We start from the raw sequence: 21620 nt of genomic DNA, 5'->3' as shown, positions 1-21620 counted from the left end.
CTTTAGCTAAATGCCTAACGCTGAGCCTCGCTTACGGCTGCAAACCTATCGCATCGCGTTTAAACAAGCGATGCGCTTTGGCCCTTACTTAATCACTGAGCGTCGGGGCTATTACCTTAGTATCCGCCTCGAATCAGGCCGCTTGCTAATAGCTGAAGCAGCCCCCTTGCCAGGTTTTAGTCAAGAAACTCAAGCTCAGTGTTTAAACCAGCTACTAACACTCACAAGCAAAAGCGTAGACCAACTATTGACGCTTGATAATAAGGACTTGTATCCAAGTGTCAGTTTCGCGTTAAGTTGCTTGCAGGCACAGTTCGCTGATAACGCTCTACTCCGTGATTGTGCGCTAAGCCTAGAATTGGCAAACAAACAAACTCAGTTCGTCGGCGACGGTCAAGCACTGGTCATGGGCAGCAACTCACAGGTCTTAAACCAGTTAGAAGCACTTCACTCAGCTCAGAGCGTAAAGCTTAAACTTGGTCGGCAATCAATCGCACTCGAGCGCCAACTACTACGCGACATAAATCAACACTTTCCACACTTACGTTTACGCTTAGATGCCAACCAAAACTACAGCTTAGAACAAGCATTGGATCTGTTTGAGGGGATCGACTCTCAAGCCATTGACTACTGCGAAGAACCCTTAGCCAACCCAAGCCAACTACCAAAGTTTTATCAAAACACCGGTATTCATTTTGCGTTAGACGAGAGTACTCGTCAGCCTGATTTCGTTTTTTCAGCCCTGGCTGGTTTACGTTGCCTAGTGCTCAAACCATCATTGTTTGGGCCTATCACTAAGCTTCAGCATTGTATTAAGCATGCGGCGAGCCACCAAGTTAGCTCAGTATTAAGCTCAAGCTACGAAAGCCCACTAGGTATTCTAATTTTGCGCGAGCTTGCCCGGCAACTAACACCGGAGCAAGCACCCGGTCTCGATACCCTTACCAGCTTTGAGCCCGGTAGTCTGAGGCTCGAACAGCTGTAAACTCTGCATTTTAGTTCCAGCTAAGATTGAGGCAAATCTGTATACAATTTTTGTACTTTGGTATAAATAACATACATTAAACCACACAAACCGGCACACAACACAAATAGCCAATCAGCATCGTAGTGGTCAATCACCAAACCACCGACTATTGGAGCGAGGCTAAAACCCATAGCATACAATGCCGATGCTCCGAAATAGCTACCACGCAGATGATCTGGTGCCAACTTATCCACTTGTACATTTAGGGTTGGGAAAGCAATCACCTCACCTAAGCTCAAAACAAAACTCGCGATTATCCAGCTAAGAGCGCTATCGCCAGGATTGACAAAAAAACCGAGCTGGGCCACACCCATCAATCCCATACCGATTTTAGTACGGGTAAACAAAGGCAGTTTCTCTGTCAACTTAAGCAGTGGAAACTGAAAAATTACAATGGTAAGTGTATTCACCAATACCAGCCCAGCAATTAAGGCCGCCGCATTCTCTACACCAGATCGTACAATCACCTGTGGGATAGACGACTCGATTTGGGCATAAACAAACATCATCAAAAAATTTGCGACCATCAACCAAACAAAAATTCTATCCTTGGCAATGATAGCCAGTGTTCTAAAGAAACTCGGGGTAACACTGGCATGTTCGTCCCTTGGTTTGCCGCTATCGAGGCCAATCATCAACCAAATACCGTAGACCACGTAGGTAAGCCCAGTAATAATAAACAAGGTTTGAGGTTGCTTCAGCGCGAGCGTAATCCCTATCAAAGGACCAAGCGCGCCACCAAGGTTAATCAAAAAATAGCGGATGTTTAAGGCTAATTCTCTGTCCAGCGAGTCTTTAAGCTGGTCGCCGATGGTGGCCTTGGCTGGCGCTTCTATCATCGGGCGCATTAAACCCGCCATCATGACCAACAGGTAAAATTGCCACAGCTGAGTAGCAAAGCCAATTCCAGCGTATGCTAGCGCAGCTATCAAACTCCCCATAACCATGATCCGCTTGCGACCAAAAATATCAGATAGATAGCCTGAATAGAGTCCGGTAACGGAAGCAATTAAAGCTGAGCCACCCAGCATGAAACCAACATCAGTGGCACTGACGCCATAATCTTGATAAAGAAACACTACTAAAAAGGGCCATGCCATAAAATAGCTGGTGCGTGCTAACAAGGTACCGCTGAGAACAGTCCAGATAGTTATATTAAAGCGAGAAAGGCGTTGACGCTGAAACAAGCTGGTTTCGGACATTCAATTTCCATTTAGAAAAGTGCGAATTGAATGAGATTACAGCTTTTACTTGTGAACTCAATCACAATATTGAAGGGCTTATTTTATAAGGAATAAAGGCAATTGAACGCTATAAAACTCGATCAATTGCCCTTTATATCAGATGTTTAGCTACGGTTCTTACTTGCAGAATCCATCCAAACAGCTAGCAGCAATATGCTACCTTTCACAATATATTGCCAGAAGGTCGGAACGTCCATCATACTCATACCATTATCCAGACTCGCCATAATAAACGCGCCAACAACAGCTCCGAATACGGTTCCGATACCACCAGCCATACTCGTACCACCGATAACACAAGCAGCAATTGCATCAAGCTCCGCAATATTACCCGCTGACGGTGAACCCGCACCTAAACGTGAACTTAGAATTAGAGCAGCAACACCAACCATCAAGCCATTCATTGTGTAAACCAAGAGCTTGGTTTTCTCAACGTTAATACCTGACAAGCGACTTGCTTCTAAGTTGCCACCAACAGCGTAAATGCGGCGACCAAAGGCCGTTTTACGCGCTAGGAACGCACCCGCTAACATTAATACAACCAACACAATCACTGGGAAAGGAACACCGCGATAATCATTAAGAAGCGCGATAGATCCTAGTACTACAAGGGCTAACACCGTATAGCTAATCATGCTACGGTTCATTGGCTCAACCGCAATACCGTGCGCTGCATTGTTGTTACGTTGTTTAATTTGCCAAGCTACATAGGCAATAATAGCAACACCGCCTGCAACCATACTGAACATATCTGGCAAGTAGGCTTGGCCTATCATTGAGAATTGATCAGAAATCGGCGCAACAGTTGTACCGCTAGTGATACCAATCAATATGCCCCTGAACGCCAGCATCCCGGCTAAGGTCACAATGAAAGACGGAACTTTTTGGTAAGCAACCCACCAACCGTTCCAAGTACCCAAAAGCAAACCAGCACAAAGGGTGAAGATAACGGTTAACCATAGCGGCCAACCAAACCAGACATCCAGAATTGCAGCGCCGCCGCCCAATAGGCCCATCATTGAACCCACAGACAAGTCAATCTCGCCTGAAACAATGACGAAGACCATACCCACAGCTAGCACACCAGTAATTGCCGTTTGGCGTAATAAATTACTGATGTTACGCGGGGTTAAGTAGCTGCCTTCGGTAGCCCAATAGAAAAACACCATGATGATGATAATTGCCGCTGCCAAGGCCAATATCTGGGTATTCATATTTTTGATGCGGTTCATCAGACTAATTTGCGGTACTGGCATTGTCTTTTCCATTTCGTTACTCATAAATACTCCTTACGCCAATGCGCAATCCATTACTTGTTTTTGACTCAGATTGTCATTGACCAAATCGCCTTTTAGATGACCTTCATGCATCACCAAAACTCGGTCGCTTATGCCAAGAACTTCAGGCAATTCGGAAGACACCATAATGATGCTGATCCCATTTTTGACCAGTTGAAACATTAGTTTATAAATTTCATATTTGGCACCTACATCGATACCACGAGTCGGTTCATCTAAAATCAATATTTCTGGTTTTAGCAGCAATAGTTTGGCTAACACTGCCTTTTGTTGGTTTCCACCGCTTAAGCTTTTTATTGGCTGTAAACTGCTCGCAGTTTTAACCTTAAGACGCTCGATCGAGGTTTCTATTTCAGAGTTTTCTAATGCCTGATTCAACACCGATGGAATTTCACAGTACGCGTCCAAATGGGCCAAACTAATATTTTGCCCAACGCCCATAATTGGAATAATGCCGTGGCGCTTGCGATCTTCGGGAACCATTGCAATACCAAGCTTTATCGCTTCGCGGATATTGCGAATGTTGACGTCCTTACCATTGAGTTTGATTTTGGCTTCATAACGACCTTCATAAGAGCCAAACAAGCACTGCATTAATTCGGTTCGTCCTGAGCCAACCAAACCAGCAATACCTAAGATTTCTCCACGGCGTAACTGAAAACTAACGTCATTGAGTTGCTTTAAATGTCGGTGCTTTGACTGCCACGCAGTAACCGGACCAACTTCTAAAATTACCTCACCAATATCATGATCTTCGCGCGGGAAAAGTTGGGTCATTTCACGCCCAACCATCATGCTGATAATATCGTTGGTGCTTATCTCACTCGCGTCTCGTGTTGCAATATGCTCGCCATCACGAATAACGCAAATACGGTCTGAAATTTCTTTTACTTCGTTGAGTTTATGGCTGATATAAACACAGCTCACCTTCTCTTCACGCAGCTGTTTAACAATATCTAGTAATACTTCAGTCTCTGATTCAGTAAGCGGCGCGCTTGGTTCATCTAAGATCAATATTTCTGCATTTTTACCTAAGGCTTTAGCAATTTCGACTAATTGTTGCTGGCCAACACCTAGTTCTCCAACTCGCGTATCTGGAGAAATATCCAATTTAACGCGTTTTAAAAGTTTTCCGGTTTCAACATACATTTGAGCGTAATCAAGAATGCCGCGCTGAGAAATCTCAGCCCCTAGAAATAAATTTTCTAACACACTGAGCTCTTTTACCAAGGTCAGCTCTTGGTGAATCATCGCAATCCCAAGTTTTTCGGTATCTGCAATATTACTCGCTTTTAGAACTTCACCTTTGTAACGAATCTCTCCTTCGTAACTACCGTGAGGGTGTACGCCACATAGGACTTTCATCAGGGTAGATTTACCTGACCCATTCTCACCACATAAAGAGACTACTTCGCCACGCTGTAGACTCAAATCAACACCCTTTAGGGCGGGTACTCCTGAGAATTTCTTAACAATTTGATGCATTGTTAAGATGGATGCTTCACTCATATTGCCTCCGACACTGGTTTAATCAGCGCCACACTGTGGCGCTCTTATTGGTGTCTCTGTTAGTTACTAAAGTTTACTGGTAGATAGATTCTTTAGTATGGAAGCCGTCAGCTACAACTGTTTCCATGATGTTATCAGCATCGACAGGGATTGGTGTTAACAAGTAAGAAGGGACGTCTTTTAAGCCATTATTAAGCTTAGAGTTACGTTGTGGTGTTGCATCGTTACCCATTTGAACAGCAATTGTTGCAGCAGTTTCAGCTAGCAATTTGATTGGCTTGTAAACAGTCATTGATTGCGTGCCATCAACTACGCGGCGCATTGCAGCGATATCAGCATCTTGACCAGAAATTACAACTTTACCAGCAAGACCCTGTGCAGCTAGAGCTTGAATTGCGCCACCAGCAGTTGAGTCATTACTTGCTACGACAACGTCAATGTTGTTGTCATTTGCTGTAAGAGCATTTTCCATAATTTTAAGTGCGTTTTCAGCTAACCAGCCATCAACCCATTGGTCACCAACAACTTTAATTTTACCTTCGTCGATAAGTGGTTGTAGGATGTTCATTTGGCCTTGACGGAATAGTTTCGCGTTGTTATCAACTGGCGAACCACCCATTAGGAAGAAATTACCGTTGTCTCTGCGCTCAATCAAAGCTTGTGCTTGGATTTCACCAACTTTTTCATTATCAAAAGAAAGATAGAAATCGATGTCAGCGTTGTTAATTAGACGGTCATAAGAAAGTACCTTAATCCCTTCTAACTTAGCTTCTTTAATTACGTTGCTTAACACTTGTCCGTTATAAGGAATAATGACAAGAACATCGACACCTTTAGAAATCATGTTCTCAATTTGTGAAATTTGTGTTTGCTCGTTACTGTTAGACGATTGAACAGTAACTTCTGCTCCCATTTGTTCCGCTTTTGCAACAAAGAAGTCGCGGTCTTTTTGCCAACGTTCTAGACGTAGATCGTCAATTGCCATACCAATTTTTACGGTTTTTGCGTAAGACGCTGCGCTTCCCAAGCAAAGCATTGCAATGCTTATAGCGGTGATGAGCTTTTTCATTAGAACCTCCCAGTTCCTTATTTTCGTGTAGGGTTATCACGTTTTTTTGAATTTGAAGCAACCATTTCTATCTGTGAATTAGTTACTTCTGAATCTACTGTCAATCAATTGCCCAAGCTAAGCAATTATGAGATTTCACATTGCAGCTTGCGGAATGTGCGCAATTTGATACCGATCATAATTTCAACAAAGCAAAACGTGTGACGGATCACATTTAGGCAGATAAGCTTGATAAAAAAAGAGAATTCTTGAACGATTTATCCATGTGCGAGTGAAGGATTTGTACAATTATTGTCATGAATGAAATATTCTTCTAACAAACAAGGTCTAAACTAAACAAGACGCTTTATATATTTTGTTTTTTTCATGGATGAGTATGACGCCAGTAACTAATAATTCTGAATCCAGTAGTCAAGCTACTGATAAGAAATACATAACGCCGGGTATGCCGGAACTTAAAGACAGCACCAAAAAACTCAGTTTTTACGAATTTTGGCCAACTTGGCTGGTTTATATTCCAGTCGCGATTCAATGGCTACTGCTGTCGGTGCGATATCGCTCGCTAACCTTGCCATTAATAGCTAACCCACGTTTACCTTTATCAGGCATGGTCGGGGTTGGAAAAAGTGAGCTGTTTGAGCAGGCACAAGCAAAGTGCGCACAGCAAATACTAACGTGGTTTACTCATACCCGTGATTCTCGAGATCTTAACCAGCAGGTTTTGGAGATTGAATCACAAATGCACGAGCGACAACTCACGTATCCTATTGTCGCCAAGCCGGATATAGGCTGCCGTGGCATTGGGGTTAAGCTGGTCCACAACCGAGACCAACTTGCGCAATGTTTAATTTGCTACCCAAACCACTCTAAATTGTTACTTCAACGTCTTTCCAGTTTTCAGGCTGAAGCAGGGGTGTTTTTTGTTCGCGACCCACGGCAGCAGCAAGGGCGGATTATTTCAATGGCCCTGAAGTACACGCCGTTTGTTGTTGGTGATGGCATATCAAGCCTAGCGCAACTGGTTGCCCAAGATGCGCGCGCAAGTCAACTGACCCATCTCTATCAACAGCGCCACGCCGCTAACTGGAACAGCATCATTGCCAAAGACGAGCCCTATCGTTTGGTATTTTCGGCATCACATTCAAAGGGAGCTATTTTTACCGACGCCAAGGACTTGGTGACGGAGCAACTCAATCAAGCACTCAACGAGATCATGCAAGGGCTTCCTGAGTTTCATTACGGTCGCTTAGACATTAAGTTCAAAAATATAGATGCACTTAAACGTGGCGAGCAGCTCGAAATTGTTGAAATCAACAGTGCTAGCAGCGAGTCCCTACACATTTGGGATAGTAGTACACCATTTAAGGAAGCGATGCGTGCCTTACTATATCAGTATCGATTGTTGTTTAAATTTGGCGATTATCAGCGTCAGCAGGGGCACAAACCTCCAGGGTTAAGCAAATTATTACAGCACTGGCGAAAAGAGCGCGAGCTCAGCCGTCACTATCCACTTACAGATTGAGGTGTCCAATGTTAAGTACTCAAACTGAAATGCCACAAAATCCGTTTCGTCTCGGCTTAAAGTCAGCCCCCTTAGCACGTTTGTTAGAAAACGGCTTAGGTCTGTCGGCTTTAGCACAACACTACGACAATAAGCCAGTGGCGTTAGACGATGCCCGTGAAAATGCCGCCCAGTTTTTACGCTACACGATGCAAGCTCTCGATTTTGAACTCAATCTAAGTAATCCTGAACTTCTAGAAAAGGTACCTAAAGAAGGCGCCTGTATTCTAGTGAGTAATCACCCTCTTGGCGGCCTTGAAGGCGTGGCAATGAGTGAGCAACTGCTTAAACATAGGCCAGACCTAAAAGTATTAACCAACCAAATGTTAAAACAGATCCCTGAACTTTCTGAGATTTTCATTGGGGTTGACGTACTTGCGGACAACGCTGCAAAGTCTAACAGCAAAGGAATGCGCGAAGTCTGCCGCCACCTAAGTCGCGGCGGAGCGCTATTAGTATATCCTGCAGGAATGGTGAGTGCGCCAAGTTGGAACAACTTAACCATCACCGATCGCGCTTGGTCTCCAATGATAGGACGACTAGCAAGACGCTATAAGTGCCCTTGTGTTCCGTTTTATGTTGAGGGGCGCAATAGTACGACATTTTACGCCGCAGGACTTATCCATAAACGCCTCCGAACAGCTTTGCTAGCCAAGCAATTGGCCAACAAAAAAGGCCTTAGTTTTGACTACCATTGTGGACAGGTGATCTTGGCGAAGGAGCTCACTGAACTCCCGGATGATCAAGCAGTAACAAATTATCTGCGCATGACCTGTGAGTTTTTAGCACCAAAGCCTGACCATGACTTTACACCGCACCGTCATCCACCCATGGCGAAGCTCAGCTCCTTGCCAAGCCATAAACAACAGCTGACTCAACAGCTTGAGTCACTTGATGACTATCTTTTGTTAAGTGTTAAAAATTTTAGCTGTTATTGCGCTCCTCATGCAGCCTTAGGTCCGCTAATGACTGAAATCGCGGCGGCGCGCGAGCTGACATTTAGGCAAGCAGGCGAAGGCACTGGCCAAAGCTTAGATAGTGACCGCTTTGATCCACATTATCTGCACCTTTTTGTGTGGGATCACGATGAAAACCAAATTGTTGGTGGATACCGGCTTGGGCGTTGTGATGAAATCGTAGAGCAACATGGGATTGAGGCCTTGTACAGCCGTTCTCTGTACCACTACCAAGAAAACTATTTACAACGACTAGGCAGTGCCTTAGAAATCGGTCGCTCCTTTGTGACTCCCGGCTATCAGCGCCATCCAAGAGCGCTGGACTTATTATGGAAAGGCATTGGTCACTACGTCGCTAAAAACCCGAAGTACCATACTCTATTTGGCAGTGTCAGTATTTCTCAAGAGCACAGTGTATTAGCTCGCGCCTTTATCTCAGATTCGATGATGTCTTCATTTAAGGCTGAACAAGAGTTTCTTAGTGATATCCGTCCGGTTAGCCCTTTAAAAGTTAAAGGCAAAGTGTGGTCTGCAGAAGTACTTAGCTCACTTAGCAATATTGGCGTGATTAACAAGCTTGTTGGTCATTGTGATACAGGTAAAAGCATTCCGATTTTGTTACGTCACTACCTAAGTTTAAATGGTCGCTTTGTTTGCTTTAGTGTCAATAAAAGCTTTAATGATGCATTAGATGGTTTAATTTTGGTCGACCTTAGAAAAACACCACATAAGTATTTAAGACGTTATCTTGGGGATCAAGGTAGCCAAAGCTTTTTAAGTAAATGGAGCGAAAATGAAGCAGCTGCGTAATTCTACAATTGAAGCCCTCGATCAGCTTGAGCAATTGATAACTCTAGCAGCGAAGTACCAAGATGGTGAGTTTTACAATCAAGCTCCTGAGCATGTGATGTCTGGTATTGGTAAACATGTGCGGCATATTCTAGATCATTTTTTGGCCTTCCAGCAGGGCATTATCAGTGGCTGTGTTGACTACAACTTACGTCATCGCGATAGCCGCATTGAAGATGACCACAAGCTCGCTAAACAGTTAGTTTTAGAGCTCAGAAACTGGCTTATGGATACCGAACTTGAGGACGCTAATATTGAAATTGAATCGGAGGTTTCGGTTCAGTCTGAAGTGAATCAGCGTTTTCGCTCAAGCGTCAGCCGCGAACTTTGCTACTTGATAAATCACAGTGTGCATCATATCGCCTATGCAACGCTTTTAGCTCAGAGCCTAGGCATGATAGTTAATCCTAAGCTTGGGGTCGCACCCAGCACAGCTAGCTACTTGCGACAGCAAAAATAAGCAATGTGTACCTATAGCTTTTCTCGCAGTGAAGATGGCCGTCGAATCATAAGTATGAATCGTGATGAAGCCCGCGAGCGACATGAAGGCGCGTTTAGTCATCACAAAGCTGACACACCACAGTTGCTTTACCCTACGGATGAACGCTCAGGTGGAACGTGGTTTGGCTGTAATTCGCAAGGTCTTTGCCTTGCCTTGCTCAATCGCTATCAATGCGAAAATCCCTATGCAAGCTTAAGCCGAGGCTTGTTAATTCCCCGTTTTTTAAGCAATTGGGATAGTGCAGCCAAACTGAAGCAGCTAACACGCGATGAGTTGCTAGCTTATCCCCCGTTTGACATGATCGCCAGCGACCATCAAGCATGTTTTCAGCTAACTTGGGATGGCGATTCAGTTCAAGTTGTACACCATACTATAAAAGATTTTAGTTTTAGTTCTTCAGCTTTAAATACGGATGTAGTTCTCGCCAAACGCCAGTCACAATTTCGAACCTTACTCGATCAAAACAAACTAAGCACAACAGATAGCTTACTGCGAGCTAAACAAATACTCACATACTTTCATTTAGTGAGCGACCCAAGCCATAGTGAGCAAGGCGTATTAATGGATAGGCCTGAAGCCCACACCAAAAGCATTTGCCAAGTGATAATCGACGGTCATGCTCTTAGCTTTCGATATTTAGATGAGCAATGCTTAGCCAGCTTTCGAACGATGCCTCAGCTGAAAGAAAAAAATGATAACTACGGTCTTATGGTTGAATGCGTTGCTACTGCGAAACCGCTTAGCAACTAGAACTTATAGAACCAAGAGAGGACAAGATATGAAAACACTACTGAGTTTATTGCTACTTGGTCTTAGCTTTACGGTGAATGCTGGCGATCAAATCTCAACATCATGGCGCAATAATCTAGCCGTCAGTGGCTATGATAGTGTTAGTTATCACAGTGAGAATCAAGCCATAAAAGGACAAAAAGAATTCGAGTACGAATGGCAGGGAGCAGTATGGCGCTTTAGCAGCGCAAGCAATTTAGATTTGTTTAAACAAGACCCTGAACGTTACGCTCCTCAGTACGGTGGCTATTGCGCATGGGCTGTCAGTGAAAACAAACTGGCTAGCAGCGACCCAGAACAATTTACGATTATTGGTGACAAGTTATATTTAAATTATAACGCCAAGATCCAACAAAAATGGTTAAAAGATCGCGATAATCTAATCAGCGTAGCGGATCAAAAGTGGCCCAACGTTCTCAACTAAATGAGTAATGCCGCGCTAACAACTCGACTAAAAAAAGGCTTGTCGGTGTTAATGTTGCCTAAAGTTAGTGCCCTACTCGCGGCGCTAATTTATGGCTTTTGGGCCTACTATAGCCAACAGCAACCGGGCACAATAATAGCCATCAGAGCCGGCGCGGTTCAAGCCTGCTTTGCGTTTAGCTCAACTTTACTTCTCGCAAGCATTGCTTTGTTGTTACTTGAAAAACTAAGTTCACGTGTTAAAGCGATCATTTATTGTTCCTGCGCTTTGGTTCTGATACCCCTAGCCTTGCACTTCTTGAATGGTACCCCGAACATACTGGCTGCGATGCTTCCAGGCCTAGTCATCGGCCATACATACCTTATAAGCTTGGTACTTTTAAATCACTGAGATGTGCTTCGTAGTGTCCTGATGAGGTCATCTCAAAGTCCAGTAACTTGTCTACACAGCCCAAACGGTCTTGAGCATAGTGACTAACGTAAACCAGCTGGCAGCTTTTCTGTTGACCAATTAATTCTAAGGCCGCAAGCACCAGTTCTCGATTCAAATAATCCAAACCTTGGCAGGGTTCATCTAGCAGCAGTAATTTGGGCCGTTTTATCAAAGCTCTAAGGATTAGTAAGACCCGTTGCTGCCCATAGGTGAGCTCTCGGAATGGAGTATTGGTAAAGTCTGACATCGCAAAAAGTCCCATCCACTTATGGGCTAAATGTCGCTCTTTCTCGCCATACTTTTGATAAAGACCAATGGAGTCAAATAGCCCAGACAATACCACTTCGAAGGCTTTAATATTGACTCTGTAGGCCAAGTGCAGTGCCGAGCTGACAATAGCAAGGCCTTGCTTCACCTGCCAAATGCTTTCACCATGCCCGCGTTTATAACCTAACACTTCGATATCGTTGCAATAGCATTGCGGATGATCGCCGCTAATGAATTGCAACAGAGTACTTTTTCCGCAACCGTTTGGGCCCCTGATCTGCCAATGTTCCCCAGAGTTTATTGTCCAATTTACATCTTTAAACAAAAGCTCCCCTTGATAGCTAACCTTGCCATCGCGCAAAGCAAACAATACTTCAGCAGGATAATTATGTGGCGCATGTTTAAAAAGCTGCAATACCTTAGTCGCACCAGCCTGAGCAATATTGGCGAGTTGCTGTCGCAGCGGGTCGCTTAGCCACATTGCTTTGCTTAAACAGCGGGTTAAACTCGTGGTAGAAAACTCAGACACCCAGTTTATACCCTCGCAAATATCTTGCTCGCGTGAACTCGACATCAGAATTTGTATATCCCCACTCAGACCCGAGATAATGTCTCTAAGCTGTCCTTGATGCTCAATATCTAGTCCTGCAAATGGGTCATCAAGGAGTAGTAGCTGGGGTTGTTTTGCTAAGGCTAAAGCCAACATTAAACGCCTGGTTTCACCCGTAGAAAGTTGCCTAAATCCACTACTGCGAAGCGACACTAAATCTAATTGATGTAGCAGTGGTTCTAGTTCTTGAGAACTAAACAAATGTTGAGCTACCAGTTTTTCAACAGAAGTGCCTGGGTCAACTTCATTGGTAAAATCGGTATCTTCTTTCGCCAACTCGATTTCAAGTAGACGTTGCTGCTCACTTAAACTTACCAGCGCGACTCTTTGCGGCACACCCTCCAATCCAACAAGTTGGTTATTACTTGCATCTAGAATCGCTTGCCAAAGTAGTTCCAAGTTTAGTCCTTGGCTACAAAACAGAAACCAGGATTGTTCATCTTCAAGACTCCAGTCTTTGATACTTATTTGATGCGGTGGGTGTTGCACAACGAAGTTTTTAAAGACCAGGCCCATTAATAGAATCCTTGATAAATACTGTTTATATTAATCAGTAAAATTGATATAAGAAAATAAAATACCTAATTTACAACGCACTAGAGATTAAACATCTATTTTTATTTGCAAAACAAAGCGCTAGCAACTTTAATCGATTAAAATATAATGTTTGTACTAATACACAATCGAGAACTTACATGACAAGCACCTGGAAACTCCGTGAGTGGTTAACACTCAGCCTAGCGCTGCTATGTCTAGTTCCGATGATAAGCTCGGCTGTCGCACTAATCGCCGGTGCAGCTATTGCTAATTTAAACCTACACTCTCGTCAGTTCAATACCGCATTATGGACAAAAAAGTTGTTGGCTATTAGCGTAGTTGGCCTCGGTTTTGGCATTGAGCTCAACACAGCTATAACGCTTACCCAAAACAACATTGGTTTGATACTTAGTTCGATTGTGATCACTTTGGTTTTTGGCTGGGGTATTACTCGGCTGTTGGGTCTCGACAAAAAAACCGGTTATCTGATCGCCAGTGGCACAGCTATTTGCGGAGGAAGCGCTATTGCAGCAACCGCTCCTAGCATCAATGCCAGTAATTCTCAGGCATCATTGGCCCTAGCGGTAGTTTTCTTACTCAATACTTTCGCTTTATTCGTCTTCCCGTTTTTTGGCCACTTACTTGAACTCACTCAAATGCAGTTTGGAATTTGGAGTGCGATAGCCATTCACGATACGTCTTCGGTTGTTGGAGCGGCCTCAGCCTATGGCGACGAAGCGTTACTTGTGGCGACCACCCTTAAACTTGCACGCGCTCTGTGGATAGTACCCTTGGCCTTTTTTAGTGCTTGGCTTTTCAAGTCGAAAGACAGTCAGTTCAAGTTACCCTGGTTCATTGGCGCATACATCGCCGTGCTCATATTTGTGCACTTCGTTCCACAATTGGGCGAACTATACTCGGCTATTTTCTTTGTAGCCAAACGCTTGTTAGTCGTTTGCTTATTCTTTGTTGGGTTTGGACTAAGTCACGAAGGCTTAAAGAGGGCGGGTAGCAAAGCACTGCTTTTGGGACTGAGCTTATGGGCAATCATTAGTGGAGGATCACTGTTCTACATAATAAACAGCTAAATCAAACTATTTGCTTTTCGCTCGGAGGCTTAAACTGGCAACAATTAAAAGAAAGGCAACTAATTGAAGCGCCGCTTGCTCAGTACCTTTTCCAACGAACAGGCTCACAAGCACCAAAGCTGCACTCGTAATCACTATTAGGCCATTGGTCACATTTTTCATTGCGCATAGTTCTTGAGAATCGATAGTCTTAGTATCCAACTCCCCCCTAAAAGAAACCAATACCTGCAATTTATATCTTATATCCATTCCGTTTTACAAATAACTCTCGCGCAAAGCACAAACTGATAACACAAATGAAACTTATATCAATTTCAGTTGCTTAGTTAAATTCATTACCTACATTTGGCGCTTATCGGTTATTATTTACACTTAAGGACGATTTACTTCCAAAGGATATTTTGATGTCACTGATTCGATTTCTTAGCTCGATTCTCGTTTTAAGTTTTGCTCTCAATGTTTCGGCTCTCGCCAATGGATCTGCTGCGCAAGCGCTACTTGATCAAGATGTTTTGAGCTTAGGTGGCGACGGTCAATGGGTTATTGCACAACATTCTGGTTATATTGAATATTTTGATCGAAGCACACAACGCTGGGCTCCTTACCATGCAGGGATCGAACTCAAAGACCTTATTATCCGCACATCAAATCAAGCTTGGGTTTTATTGACCCATGGCGAAGATCGCACCTTGGTGTCAGCCAATACAACAGTTATGTTCCCTCGCAGCTCCAATGATTCTCGCACCAGTTTAATTCAAACAGCGGGAGAGCTTCTGCTTAAAGTAAACAAGAGTGCAGAGCGTCATTTCGAAGTCGTAACACCTAACATGGTAGCTACGGTTAAAGGTACGATTTTCGTAGTAAATGTTCGCTCTGGGAAAACTAAAGTAGCTGTTAGTCGTGGGCAAGTAGCGGCCAGCTACAAAAACAAGAATAAAAAACTGGTTCTTATTAATGCTGGCGAACAAGTCCAGGGCAGCAACAAGCAAACAGAAACTGAAGACTTAGAAGTTGAAAGCGTAGATTTTGATAGCATTATTGAACAAACAGCCTCAGTCGTTAGCAACAATAACGCCCAAGCCGAGTTTGATAGCACAGGTACCAATGTCAAAGCTGCTGATGCAGCAAGCCAAAAGTCGAACAATAGTAATAAAGACAAAACCAAGGTTGATAACAGTAGTTCAAACTCTAGTTCTAACAGCAGCTCCAATAGCAGTTCAAACTCTAGCTCTAACAGCAGCTCCAATAGCAGTTCAAACTCTAGCTCTAATAGCAGCTCCAATAGCAGTTCAAACTCTAGCTCTAACAGCAGCTCCAATAGCAGTTCAAGCTCAAAGTCGAACAACAGCAAAGCTAGTAGCTCAAATGCAAGCTCAAAGTCCCAAAGCAAATCGAAAAATAAGTAGTCTAATTGTGCATAGCAAATTAGCGTGATTAAAACTAATCGTATTAGGACAATCGACTTTTGGATAGCCTTGGTGTTGATCACCATCGCTATTGGCACGCTTAACTTTTACGCACAGTTTAGAAGCATTGATTTTAGAATGATGGATTGGCGTAGTACTCAAATAGAACGCCAAGCCAGTGGTGATTTAGTACTCGTCGAAATGGACAGCCAAAGTATCAAAGAGTTTGGGGTTTGGCCTTGGCCACGCTCTTATTTTGCTTTGGCAATCGATCAACTTAATCAATACCAAGCCAAGCGTATCTTTATAGATATTGATTTCAGCTCCAGTAGTAGCGATCTTCAAGACCAAAGCTTGGCCTGGTCTATTGAGCAAAGCAAAGTTCCTATCATACTGCCAGCATTTACCCAAGAAGATGCCAGTGGGAATTGGAGTTTAACTCAAGCACTGCCGATGTTTGCCGAAAATAGCAGCTTAGGTTCAGCGAATATATCCCCCGAACCTGATGGATTAGTCCGCCAATTGAACCCTTTTAGCCAAGACCCTATGCTTATTGCACCTAATGTAGTCATGCTAATGCTTGATGGCATGACCAGTAGCGACCCATTTTTTATCGATTTTAGTATCAGTCCTTCAACTATTCCTCGAATCAGCATGGCAGATCTAATTGCAGGTCGATTCAACCCAAATTTATTTGCTGACAAAGTTGTCATCATCGGTGCCAGCGCAATTGAGCTAGGGGACATTAAAGCGGTCCCTAATTACTTCGTGCTTCCCGGCGCTACTATTCTGGCTTTAGCTTACGAAACTATCGTTCAAGAGCGCCAATTGTATTTTGTTGAGATGCACTACCAACTTATAGCGATTTTATTGCTAGCGTTCACTTTAGGTATAGGCTTCAAAATCAAGAGCTGGCGACTCGGTATATTCTTGGTTCTCGGCTGTGTTTTAAGTATCGAAACAATTGCTCTGGTACTGCAAACCCAACGTTCTATCGTATTCCCCACCTTCGCCTTGCACCTTTTATGTTTGTTTGCGCTTATTCAGCAGGTGATATCACGCCTAAAAATCGAACAGATACTTAGCTTTCGTCATCTAATTGCACAGCGCAATGCCGAGGCTTGGTCACACACTATTGTGATGAATAGCAGTGAAGGTATCGTTAGAACCGAACTTGATGGCTCAATCATCGAATGTAATGCACGTATCATGGACATGCTACAACTTGAACATGAGCCCAATTCTAGTGACAAAATTGATGACATTTTGGAACTTGAGCACCTCGCTGAAAATACCATTAGACCTCAAAAAATTACACTTAATACTCAGGCTGGTATGAGCTTCACTTTCGAGTACAGCCGCCAACTCGTAAAACTGGACAACAAAACTCAAGTTGCATATTTAGTTCGAGACATTACTCAGCAAACAAAGTACGAGCAACAGCTACACCACCAAGTCAATCATGATCACCTCACCGGGATCGCAAATCGAGGGCAGATTGAACTACAAAGCCCATTAGTCATTCAATCTGCAAAATTACAAAGTGCGAATTTTGCAGTTGTAATGCTGGATCTTGATAACTTTAAAGACGTTAACGATGCACTAGGGCATAACCACGGGGACTTGTTGCTACAACAAGTGGCTCAAAAACTACAAACAGTACCCGGTACCGAGTTAATTGCACGTCTTGGTGGCGATGAGTTTGTTTTGATTTTTAGTCCGTCTCATGACCTTAGCCTCTATGCTGAGCAATTTAAAAAGCTGCAAAAAATATTCGCGCAACGTTTTAAAATTCATGACATTGACTTGAGCATCAGTGCCAGCTTGGGTATCGCATATTATCCACAACACGGTGAAGATTTTGAAACACTACTTAAGCACGCTGACCTAGCGATGTATCAAGCTAAGAAAAACATGCAGTTTTCTTGTGTTTTTGACCAACAATATCAACAAGCCACTTTGCGTCGACTCATGTTATTTGGTGATTTAAGAGATGCCGTAAACGGACATCAAATACAATTAAACTACCAGCCTAAAATTGATATCGCGAGTCGAAAAGTGATTGGTGCCGAGGTACTTGCCCGTTGGCATCACCCTCAGCTTGGCCCTATTTCACCAGACGAATTTGTAGGCGTTGCGGAACATACAGGACTGATCCAGGGCTTAAGTTTTTACATCATCGAACAAGCTATTGCCCAAGCTCAGTTGTGGCAAAGCCAAGGTATTAATATAAATATCGCGGTTAACTTATCTCCGCAAAACCTGCTCGATGTAAAACTTGTCGACTATTTTCGTCAACAATTTGCAGCAGCGCCGCTTGCCTTACAAAACTTCTCGGTCGAAGTAACTGAAACCGTGGTAATGACCAATTCAGCCAAGTGTATTGAGACCTTAGGTGAACTTCGCAAGCTAGGTTTAAAAGTATCCATCGATGACTTTGGTACCGGTCACTCGTCTTTACAATACCTAGATAAGCTACCCGTCGATGAACTAAAAATTGATCGCAGTTTTTTACTCAATTTACTGGAGAGCCCTTCGCAGCAAACGATCGTTAAAACTGTTATCGATCTCGCTCACAGCCTAAACATGCAAGTAGTTTGCGAAGGCGTTGAAGATGAAGTTACTTTAGCCAGTTTAGAAACATTCGGGGCCGATATCGCCCAAGGCTATTTATTCTCGCCACCGCAAGCAAGTGAAGCCTTCTTGAGTTGGGTAATTAATCAGCAACGCAAATTCGACTAAGCTAAACCAATCAATTATACCAATCCCATTATATTTTTGGTCTTTTACTTGTTGTACTAAAACGCTTAGCTTTAGGAAGAAGTCGCGGTTATTAGCGGTCTAATGACAAGAGTTATGACGACAAGATTGGTGTTTTAGTCAAACAATAGTGATCAATAAATTACTGTGATTGGTATTATTCACGCAATATCGCTAAACCACTGGGCACGCTTTGAGGTATGCCAAGGCGACCTTGTTGTGCATTTGGATCATTCAAGGCTGACAAAAAAGCTAAAATTTGGGTTAGTTGATCTTCGCTCAATTGCACCGGCTCTATGCTAATACTGGCCCGTAACAACTGCTGCTCTTTGTTATCCAGGCTGGCCAATAAATCGGCATCTTGCAAGGGATGAGCCTGCGGTAGACTTAGGTCTTGATAAGTGTACTGATCTAGCCACAGTTGTGGTTTCAGATGGTGGCGTACTATATCAGAGAGCTGGTCATAAGCCCCATTGTGACCATAGGGCGCGCTATTTTCTAGATTCCTAAGGCTTGGGGTTCTAAATTTGTAACGATCTGCGACAGCATCGGTTTTATTAATTCGGCCCATGTCTCTTACCGAATTATTAAAGCGCCGGGTACGTCCTGGGCCCCACAGAGGCAAACCTAAACTATGAAAATCATGGTCGGTTTGCAGAGTACCTTGATGGCAAGAACTACATCCAGCCTGGCCATAAAAGAGCTGCATGCCTTGAACTTGTTGGCTATTCAGAGCACTTAAATCTCCCGAAAGGTAGCGATCAAATGGACTATCAACTGATTTCCATTCAAAGCGAATAAAAGCAGAAACGGCGTTAGCATAGTGACGAATTTCAATATCGGAGCTGGAATCTACATCGCTAAAAGCGTTAGTAAATAGTGTGACATATTCAGGGTTTTGCTTTAGGCGCTCTAGCACAATATCCCAAGCGTAGTCGGCTCGGCGGCGAGTCGCCCCTGCAACTTCATTTTCTTCAATTTGCCCAGCCATCTCAATTTCAGACAGTATTGGGAAAAGCGCTTGTGCAGCAACAATATCGCTTAAGCCGGTTGGTAGGAATTCATCTGCAGGTGAATCAAAGCCGCTGGGCCAGCGCGAATTAATTTCTACCCGACCATCATGGAACATACGCGTAAATTGCTTAGCTCCTAAGTTAAACAGTACTGGAGAGTGGCGCGGTACGCGCCGTAGTCTTTGATTGACTCCTAGTTCCATAAGCCGTTCGGAGCCAAGTTCGGTGGCTCCCTCACCTAAACCTAGAGCTAAGCCGTCGGCTGTTCCTAAGCTTGGGTGATGGCAGGCTGCGCAGCTTATATTTTGATTGCCGCTAAGAATTTTGTCATAAAACAAACGCTGACCGAGCTCTGCTTGATGCTGCTGTACCGGGTGAAAGTCAGCATCCCCTAAAGGCTCTGGTAACACAAATTGCTCTGTAGCTGCTGCAGGTAACACCGTGACTGACAGCAAAGAAAACCAAAACAGTATATTGGCACTTTTGGCGACGTAGACTACAAAAAACTTGATTTTCGACGACAATTGAAACATTTGCCTTTACTTATCCTTGTAAACCTGCTGACCTATATATACATATTTTGAGGGATCAGCATGAACATAAAACCAATTAGACTCAGTACAACTAAGCGACTATTAGCCGCCTCAATCTGCGCGTTACTATTCTCGAACCCAAGCCTTGCCGATCTCGAAGATGGGCGACGCTTTATGGAACAAAACCAATTTGAAGCCGCAATGGACGAGTTTTTACCTGCGGCCGCTGCCGGCAACGCCGATGCACAAGAGCTCATTGGAGTCATGTATGCCATGGGGCTAGGCGTAGAAAAAGATGACATTCGAGCCTTCGACTGGTATTTACGAGCTTCGATTCAAGGCCACCCGGGAGCTCAATCTGGTATTGCTTGGTACTATGAAGTTGGCCGCGGCATACCTTCCGTGGACCTCATCAGAGCCTATACTTGGTACGTGCTCTCCGCAATTGGCGGAGACCCTGACGCAGCAGTTAGTCAGCGCGAAATCGTGAAGAAAATGACGCCCGAACAAATAGCACAAGCCAAGCTTTTAATCGCAGACTACAAGGCGCAACTATATCCGTTTCGATAAACCTGCCCCTAGGGGCAGGCTGCTATGCATGCCCTAGTTTAGATCGGCAGCGTAAGCTTTATCGATATCCGCTTCAGCTTTGGCAGCTTCGTCATTAAGCAGCGTAATCCACTTTTCGCCATCTTTTACACTGGTTTTAAACCATTCGTAAACCGGAGCGGCTGAATCTTTGAACATCGTCTTTTGCTCAGGAGTTGGTACATACAAAGTACCGCCAGCCTCTGAAAACTCTTGGTAGGCCTTAATTGACTTACGCTTTGGAGAAGCAAATGTTGCTTGCTGCAAGGCCGAGAAACCATCAACCACGACTTTACGAACATCTTCAGGCATATCCATGAACATATCGTTATTCATATACCAAAGCGCGCTCATATAGGCATGCCCATCAAGGGTTACATATTTAAGTCCTGCTTCAGGGAACTTCATGCCCATGATATCGGTAATACCGTTTTTAGAACCTTCAACAACACCAGTTTGGAAACTAGTAAATAGTTCAGGCCACGGAATAGGTGTTGGGCTTGCTCCAAGCGCTTTAACTAACTCTTGCGGTAAATCAGCAACAACGGTACGGATTTTCAAGCCATCCATGTCTTTAGGCTCTTTAACAGTGCGTTTGGTATTAGCAAAGTTACGCCATCCGCCGGTATTACCTATCGTCATCAAGCGAATTTTGTCATCTGAATCAGCTAAAATGCTTTTACGCATTTCACGAGTAAAGTCACCTGTTAGAACAGTTTCGGCAACCCTATCGTCACGTAGTAAGTAAGGTAAATCCAGTACTTGAACGTAAGGGAACATGTTGGCAACACCACCAGACGTGGAGATGTAGATGTCAACAGAGCCATCTTCTAGTGCTTGCATACACTCGGTGCCATTTGCACATAACTGAGTACCGATAAATAGATCTACCGATACTTTCCCATTTGAGTGCGCTTCTACAAAATCTTTGAACACTACAAGGCCATCATAATCCTCATCATTTTCGTTTGAGTTTGCTACTGCACGCAATTTGAAATCTGCGGCTTGCGCCATGCTCATCCCGAAAACAAGGGCTGCACAGCCCAAAGCTTTCGCGATCTTTGACATGTTTGCTGATTTTTCCTTAATCATGGGTTCTACCTTTCAATTTGTTGTTTTATTTTATTCGGCCTTACTGCGCCTTAACTTCAAACGCTA

The 21620-nt window shown here is 43.8% G+C and carries 19 protein-coding genes; 11 read left to right on the top strand and 8 right to left on the bottom strand.

Annotated elements, in window-relative coordinates; genetic code table 11:
* Positions 1–10: 10 nt before the first annotated feature.
* Positions 11–985, top strand: coding sequence for an o-succinylbenzoate synthase (menC, locus tag DBZ36_RS16790; protein ID WP_120356128.1), 975 nt, complete (start codon positions 11–13; stop codon positions 983–985).
* Between the two features lie 20 nt (positions 986–1005).
* Here menC and DBZ36_RS16785 read toward each other — a convergent pair whose 3' ends face one another.
* The 4 genes from DBZ36_RS16785 to xylF form a co-directional block, all read right to left on the bottom strand.
* Positions 1006–2229, bottom strand: coding sequence for an MDR family MFS transporter (locus DBZ36_RS16785; protein ID WP_120356127.1), 1224 nt, complete (start codon positions 2227–2229; stop codon positions 1006–1008).
* Between the two features lie 146 nt (positions 2230–2375).
* Positions 2376–3551 carry a sugar ABC transporter permease gene (locus DBZ36_RS16780; protein WP_120356126.1) on the bottom strand — a complete coding sequence of 392 codons (1176 nt, stop codon included), beginning with the start codon at positions 3549–3551 and terminating at the stop codon, positions 2376–2378.
* Positions 3552–3560: 9 nt separating this feature from the next.
* Positions 3561–5078, bottom strand: a complete 1518-nt coding sequence (locus DBZ36_RS16775; protein WP_120356125.1) for a xylose ABC transporter ATP-binding protein — start codon at positions 5076–5078, stop codon at positions 3561–3563.
* Between the two features lie 73 nt (positions 5079–5151).
* Positions 5152–6147, bottom strand: coding sequence for a D-xylose ABC transporter substrate-binding protein (xylF, locus tag DBZ36_RS16770; RefSeq protein WP_120356124.1), 996 nt, complete (start codon positions 6145–6147; stop codon positions 5152–5154).
* A 376-nt stretch (positions 6148–6523) separates the two neighbouring features.
* On the opposite strand from xylF, the gene DBZ36_RS16765 reads away from it, so the two are divergent.
* The 6 genes from DBZ36_RS16765 to DBZ36_RS16740 are packed head-to-tail and all read left to right on the top strand — an operon-like array spanning position 6524 to position 11618.
* Positions 6524–7669, top strand: coding sequence for a D-alanine--D-alanine ligase (locus DBZ36_RS16765; protein WP_199711908.1), 1146 nt, complete (start codon positions 6524–6526; stop codon positions 7667–7669).
* 8 nt (positions 7670–7677) lie between these two features.
* A complete protein-coding gene (locus DBZ36_RS16760; protein ID WP_233558175.1) occupies positions 7678–9474 on the top strand; it encodes a lysophospholipid acyltransferase family protein in 1797 nt (598 codons plus the stop codon).
* Positions 9458–9973, top strand: coding sequence for a DinB family protein (locus tag DBZ36_RS16755; RefSeq protein WP_120356123.1), 516 nt, complete (start codon positions 9458–9460; stop codon positions 9971–9973). Before DBZ36_RS16760 ends, DBZ36_RS16755 begins: the two co-directional genes overlap by 17 nt.
* 3 nt (positions 9974–9976) lie before the next feature.
* Positions 9977–10765 carry an NRDE family protein gene (locus DBZ36_RS16750; RefSeq protein WP_120356122.1) on the top strand — a complete coding sequence of 263 codons (789 nt, stop codon included), beginning with the start codon at positions 9977–9979 and terminating at the stop codon, positions 10763–10765.
* A 28-nt stretch (positions 10766–10793) separates the two neighbouring features.
* On the top strand, positions 10794–11228 hold the full coding sequence (locus DBZ36_RS16745; protein ID WP_120356121.1) for a YHS domain-containing (seleno)protein: 435 nt from the start codon (positions 10794–10796) through the stop codon (positions 11226–11228).
* Positions 11229–11618, top strand: a complete 390-nt coding sequence (locus DBZ36_RS16740; RefSeq protein WP_120356120.1) for a hypothetical protein — start codon at positions 11229–11231, stop codon at positions 11616–11618.
* Here DBZ36_RS16740 and DBZ36_RS16735 read toward each other — a convergent pair.
* The gene (locus DBZ36_RS16735) at positions 11590–13053 is read right to left on the bottom strand and encodes an ATP-binding cassette domain-containing protein (RefSeq protein ID WP_120356119.1); all 1464 of its coding nucleotides are present in this window, start codon (positions 13051–13053) and stop codon (positions 11590–11592) included. The two genes, DBZ36_RS16740 and DBZ36_RS16735, sit on opposite strands and share 29 nt — an antisense overlap.
* Before the next feature lie 179 nt (positions 13054–13232).
* Between DBZ36_RS16735 and DBZ36_RS16730 the strand changes: the two genes are divergently transcribed.
* Entirely contained in the window at positions 13233–14162 is a 930-nt protein-coding gene (locus tag DBZ36_RS16730; RefSeq protein WP_120356118.1) for a YeiH family protein, read from the top strand.
* A 6-nt stretch (positions 14163–14168) separates the two neighbouring features.
* Here DBZ36_RS16730 and DBZ36_RS20480 read toward each other — a convergent pair whose 3' ends face one another.
* Entirely contained in the window at positions 14169–14411 is a 243-nt protein-coding gene (locus DBZ36_RS20480; protein WP_158589131.1) for a hypothetical protein, read from the bottom strand.
* 155 nt (positions 14412–14566) lie between these two features.
* Between DBZ36_RS20480 and DBZ36_RS16725 the strand changes: the two genes are divergently transcribed.
* Both DBZ36_RS16725 and DBZ36_RS16720 read left to right on the top strand, forming a co-directional pair.
* Complete coding sequence (locus DBZ36_RS16725) at positions 14567–15568, top strand: FecR domain-containing protein (protein WP_120356117.1); 1002 nt, start codon at positions 14567–14569, stop codon at positions 15566–15568.
* 24 nt (positions 15569–15592) lie between these two features.
* Entirely contained in the window at positions 15593–18310 is a 2718-nt protein-coding gene (locus tag DBZ36_RS16720) for an EAL domain-containing protein (RefSeq protein ID WP_120356116.1), read from the top strand.
* A gap of 175 nt (positions 18311–18485) precedes the next feature.
* Here DBZ36_RS16720 and DBZ36_RS16715 read toward each other — a convergent pair whose 3' ends face one another.
* Complete coding sequence (locus DBZ36_RS16715) at positions 18486–19874, bottom strand: cytochrome-c peroxidase (RefSeq protein ID WP_120356115.1); 1389 nt, start codon at positions 19872–19874, stop codon at positions 18486–18488.
* Between the two features lie 60 nt (positions 19875–19934).
* On the opposite strand from DBZ36_RS16715, the gene DBZ36_RS16710 reads away from it, so the two are divergent.
* Entirely contained in the window at positions 19935–20444 is a 510-nt protein-coding gene (locus DBZ36_RS16710) for a tetratricopeptide repeat protein (RefSeq protein ID WP_120356114.1), read from the top strand.
* 33 nt (positions 20445–20477) lie between these two features.
* On the opposite strand, the gene DBZ36_RS16705 is transcribed toward DBZ36_RS16710, so the two are convergent.
* Complete coding sequence (locus DBZ36_RS16705) at positions 20478–21530, bottom strand: TRAP transporter substrate-binding protein (protein WP_199711907.1); 1053 nt, start codon at positions 21528–21530, stop codon at positions 20478–20480.
* Positions 21531–21620: the final 90 nt, after the last annotated feature.

The organism is Alginatibacterium sediminis, assembly GCF_003610775.1.
GTDB lineage: Bacteria > Pseudomonadota > Gammaproteobacteria > Enterobacterales > Celerinatantimonadaceae > Alginatibacterium > Alginatibacterium sediminis.
Note: the sequence above shows the minus strand (reverse complement) of the source record. Positions and strands in the feature narration are given on the sequence as shown.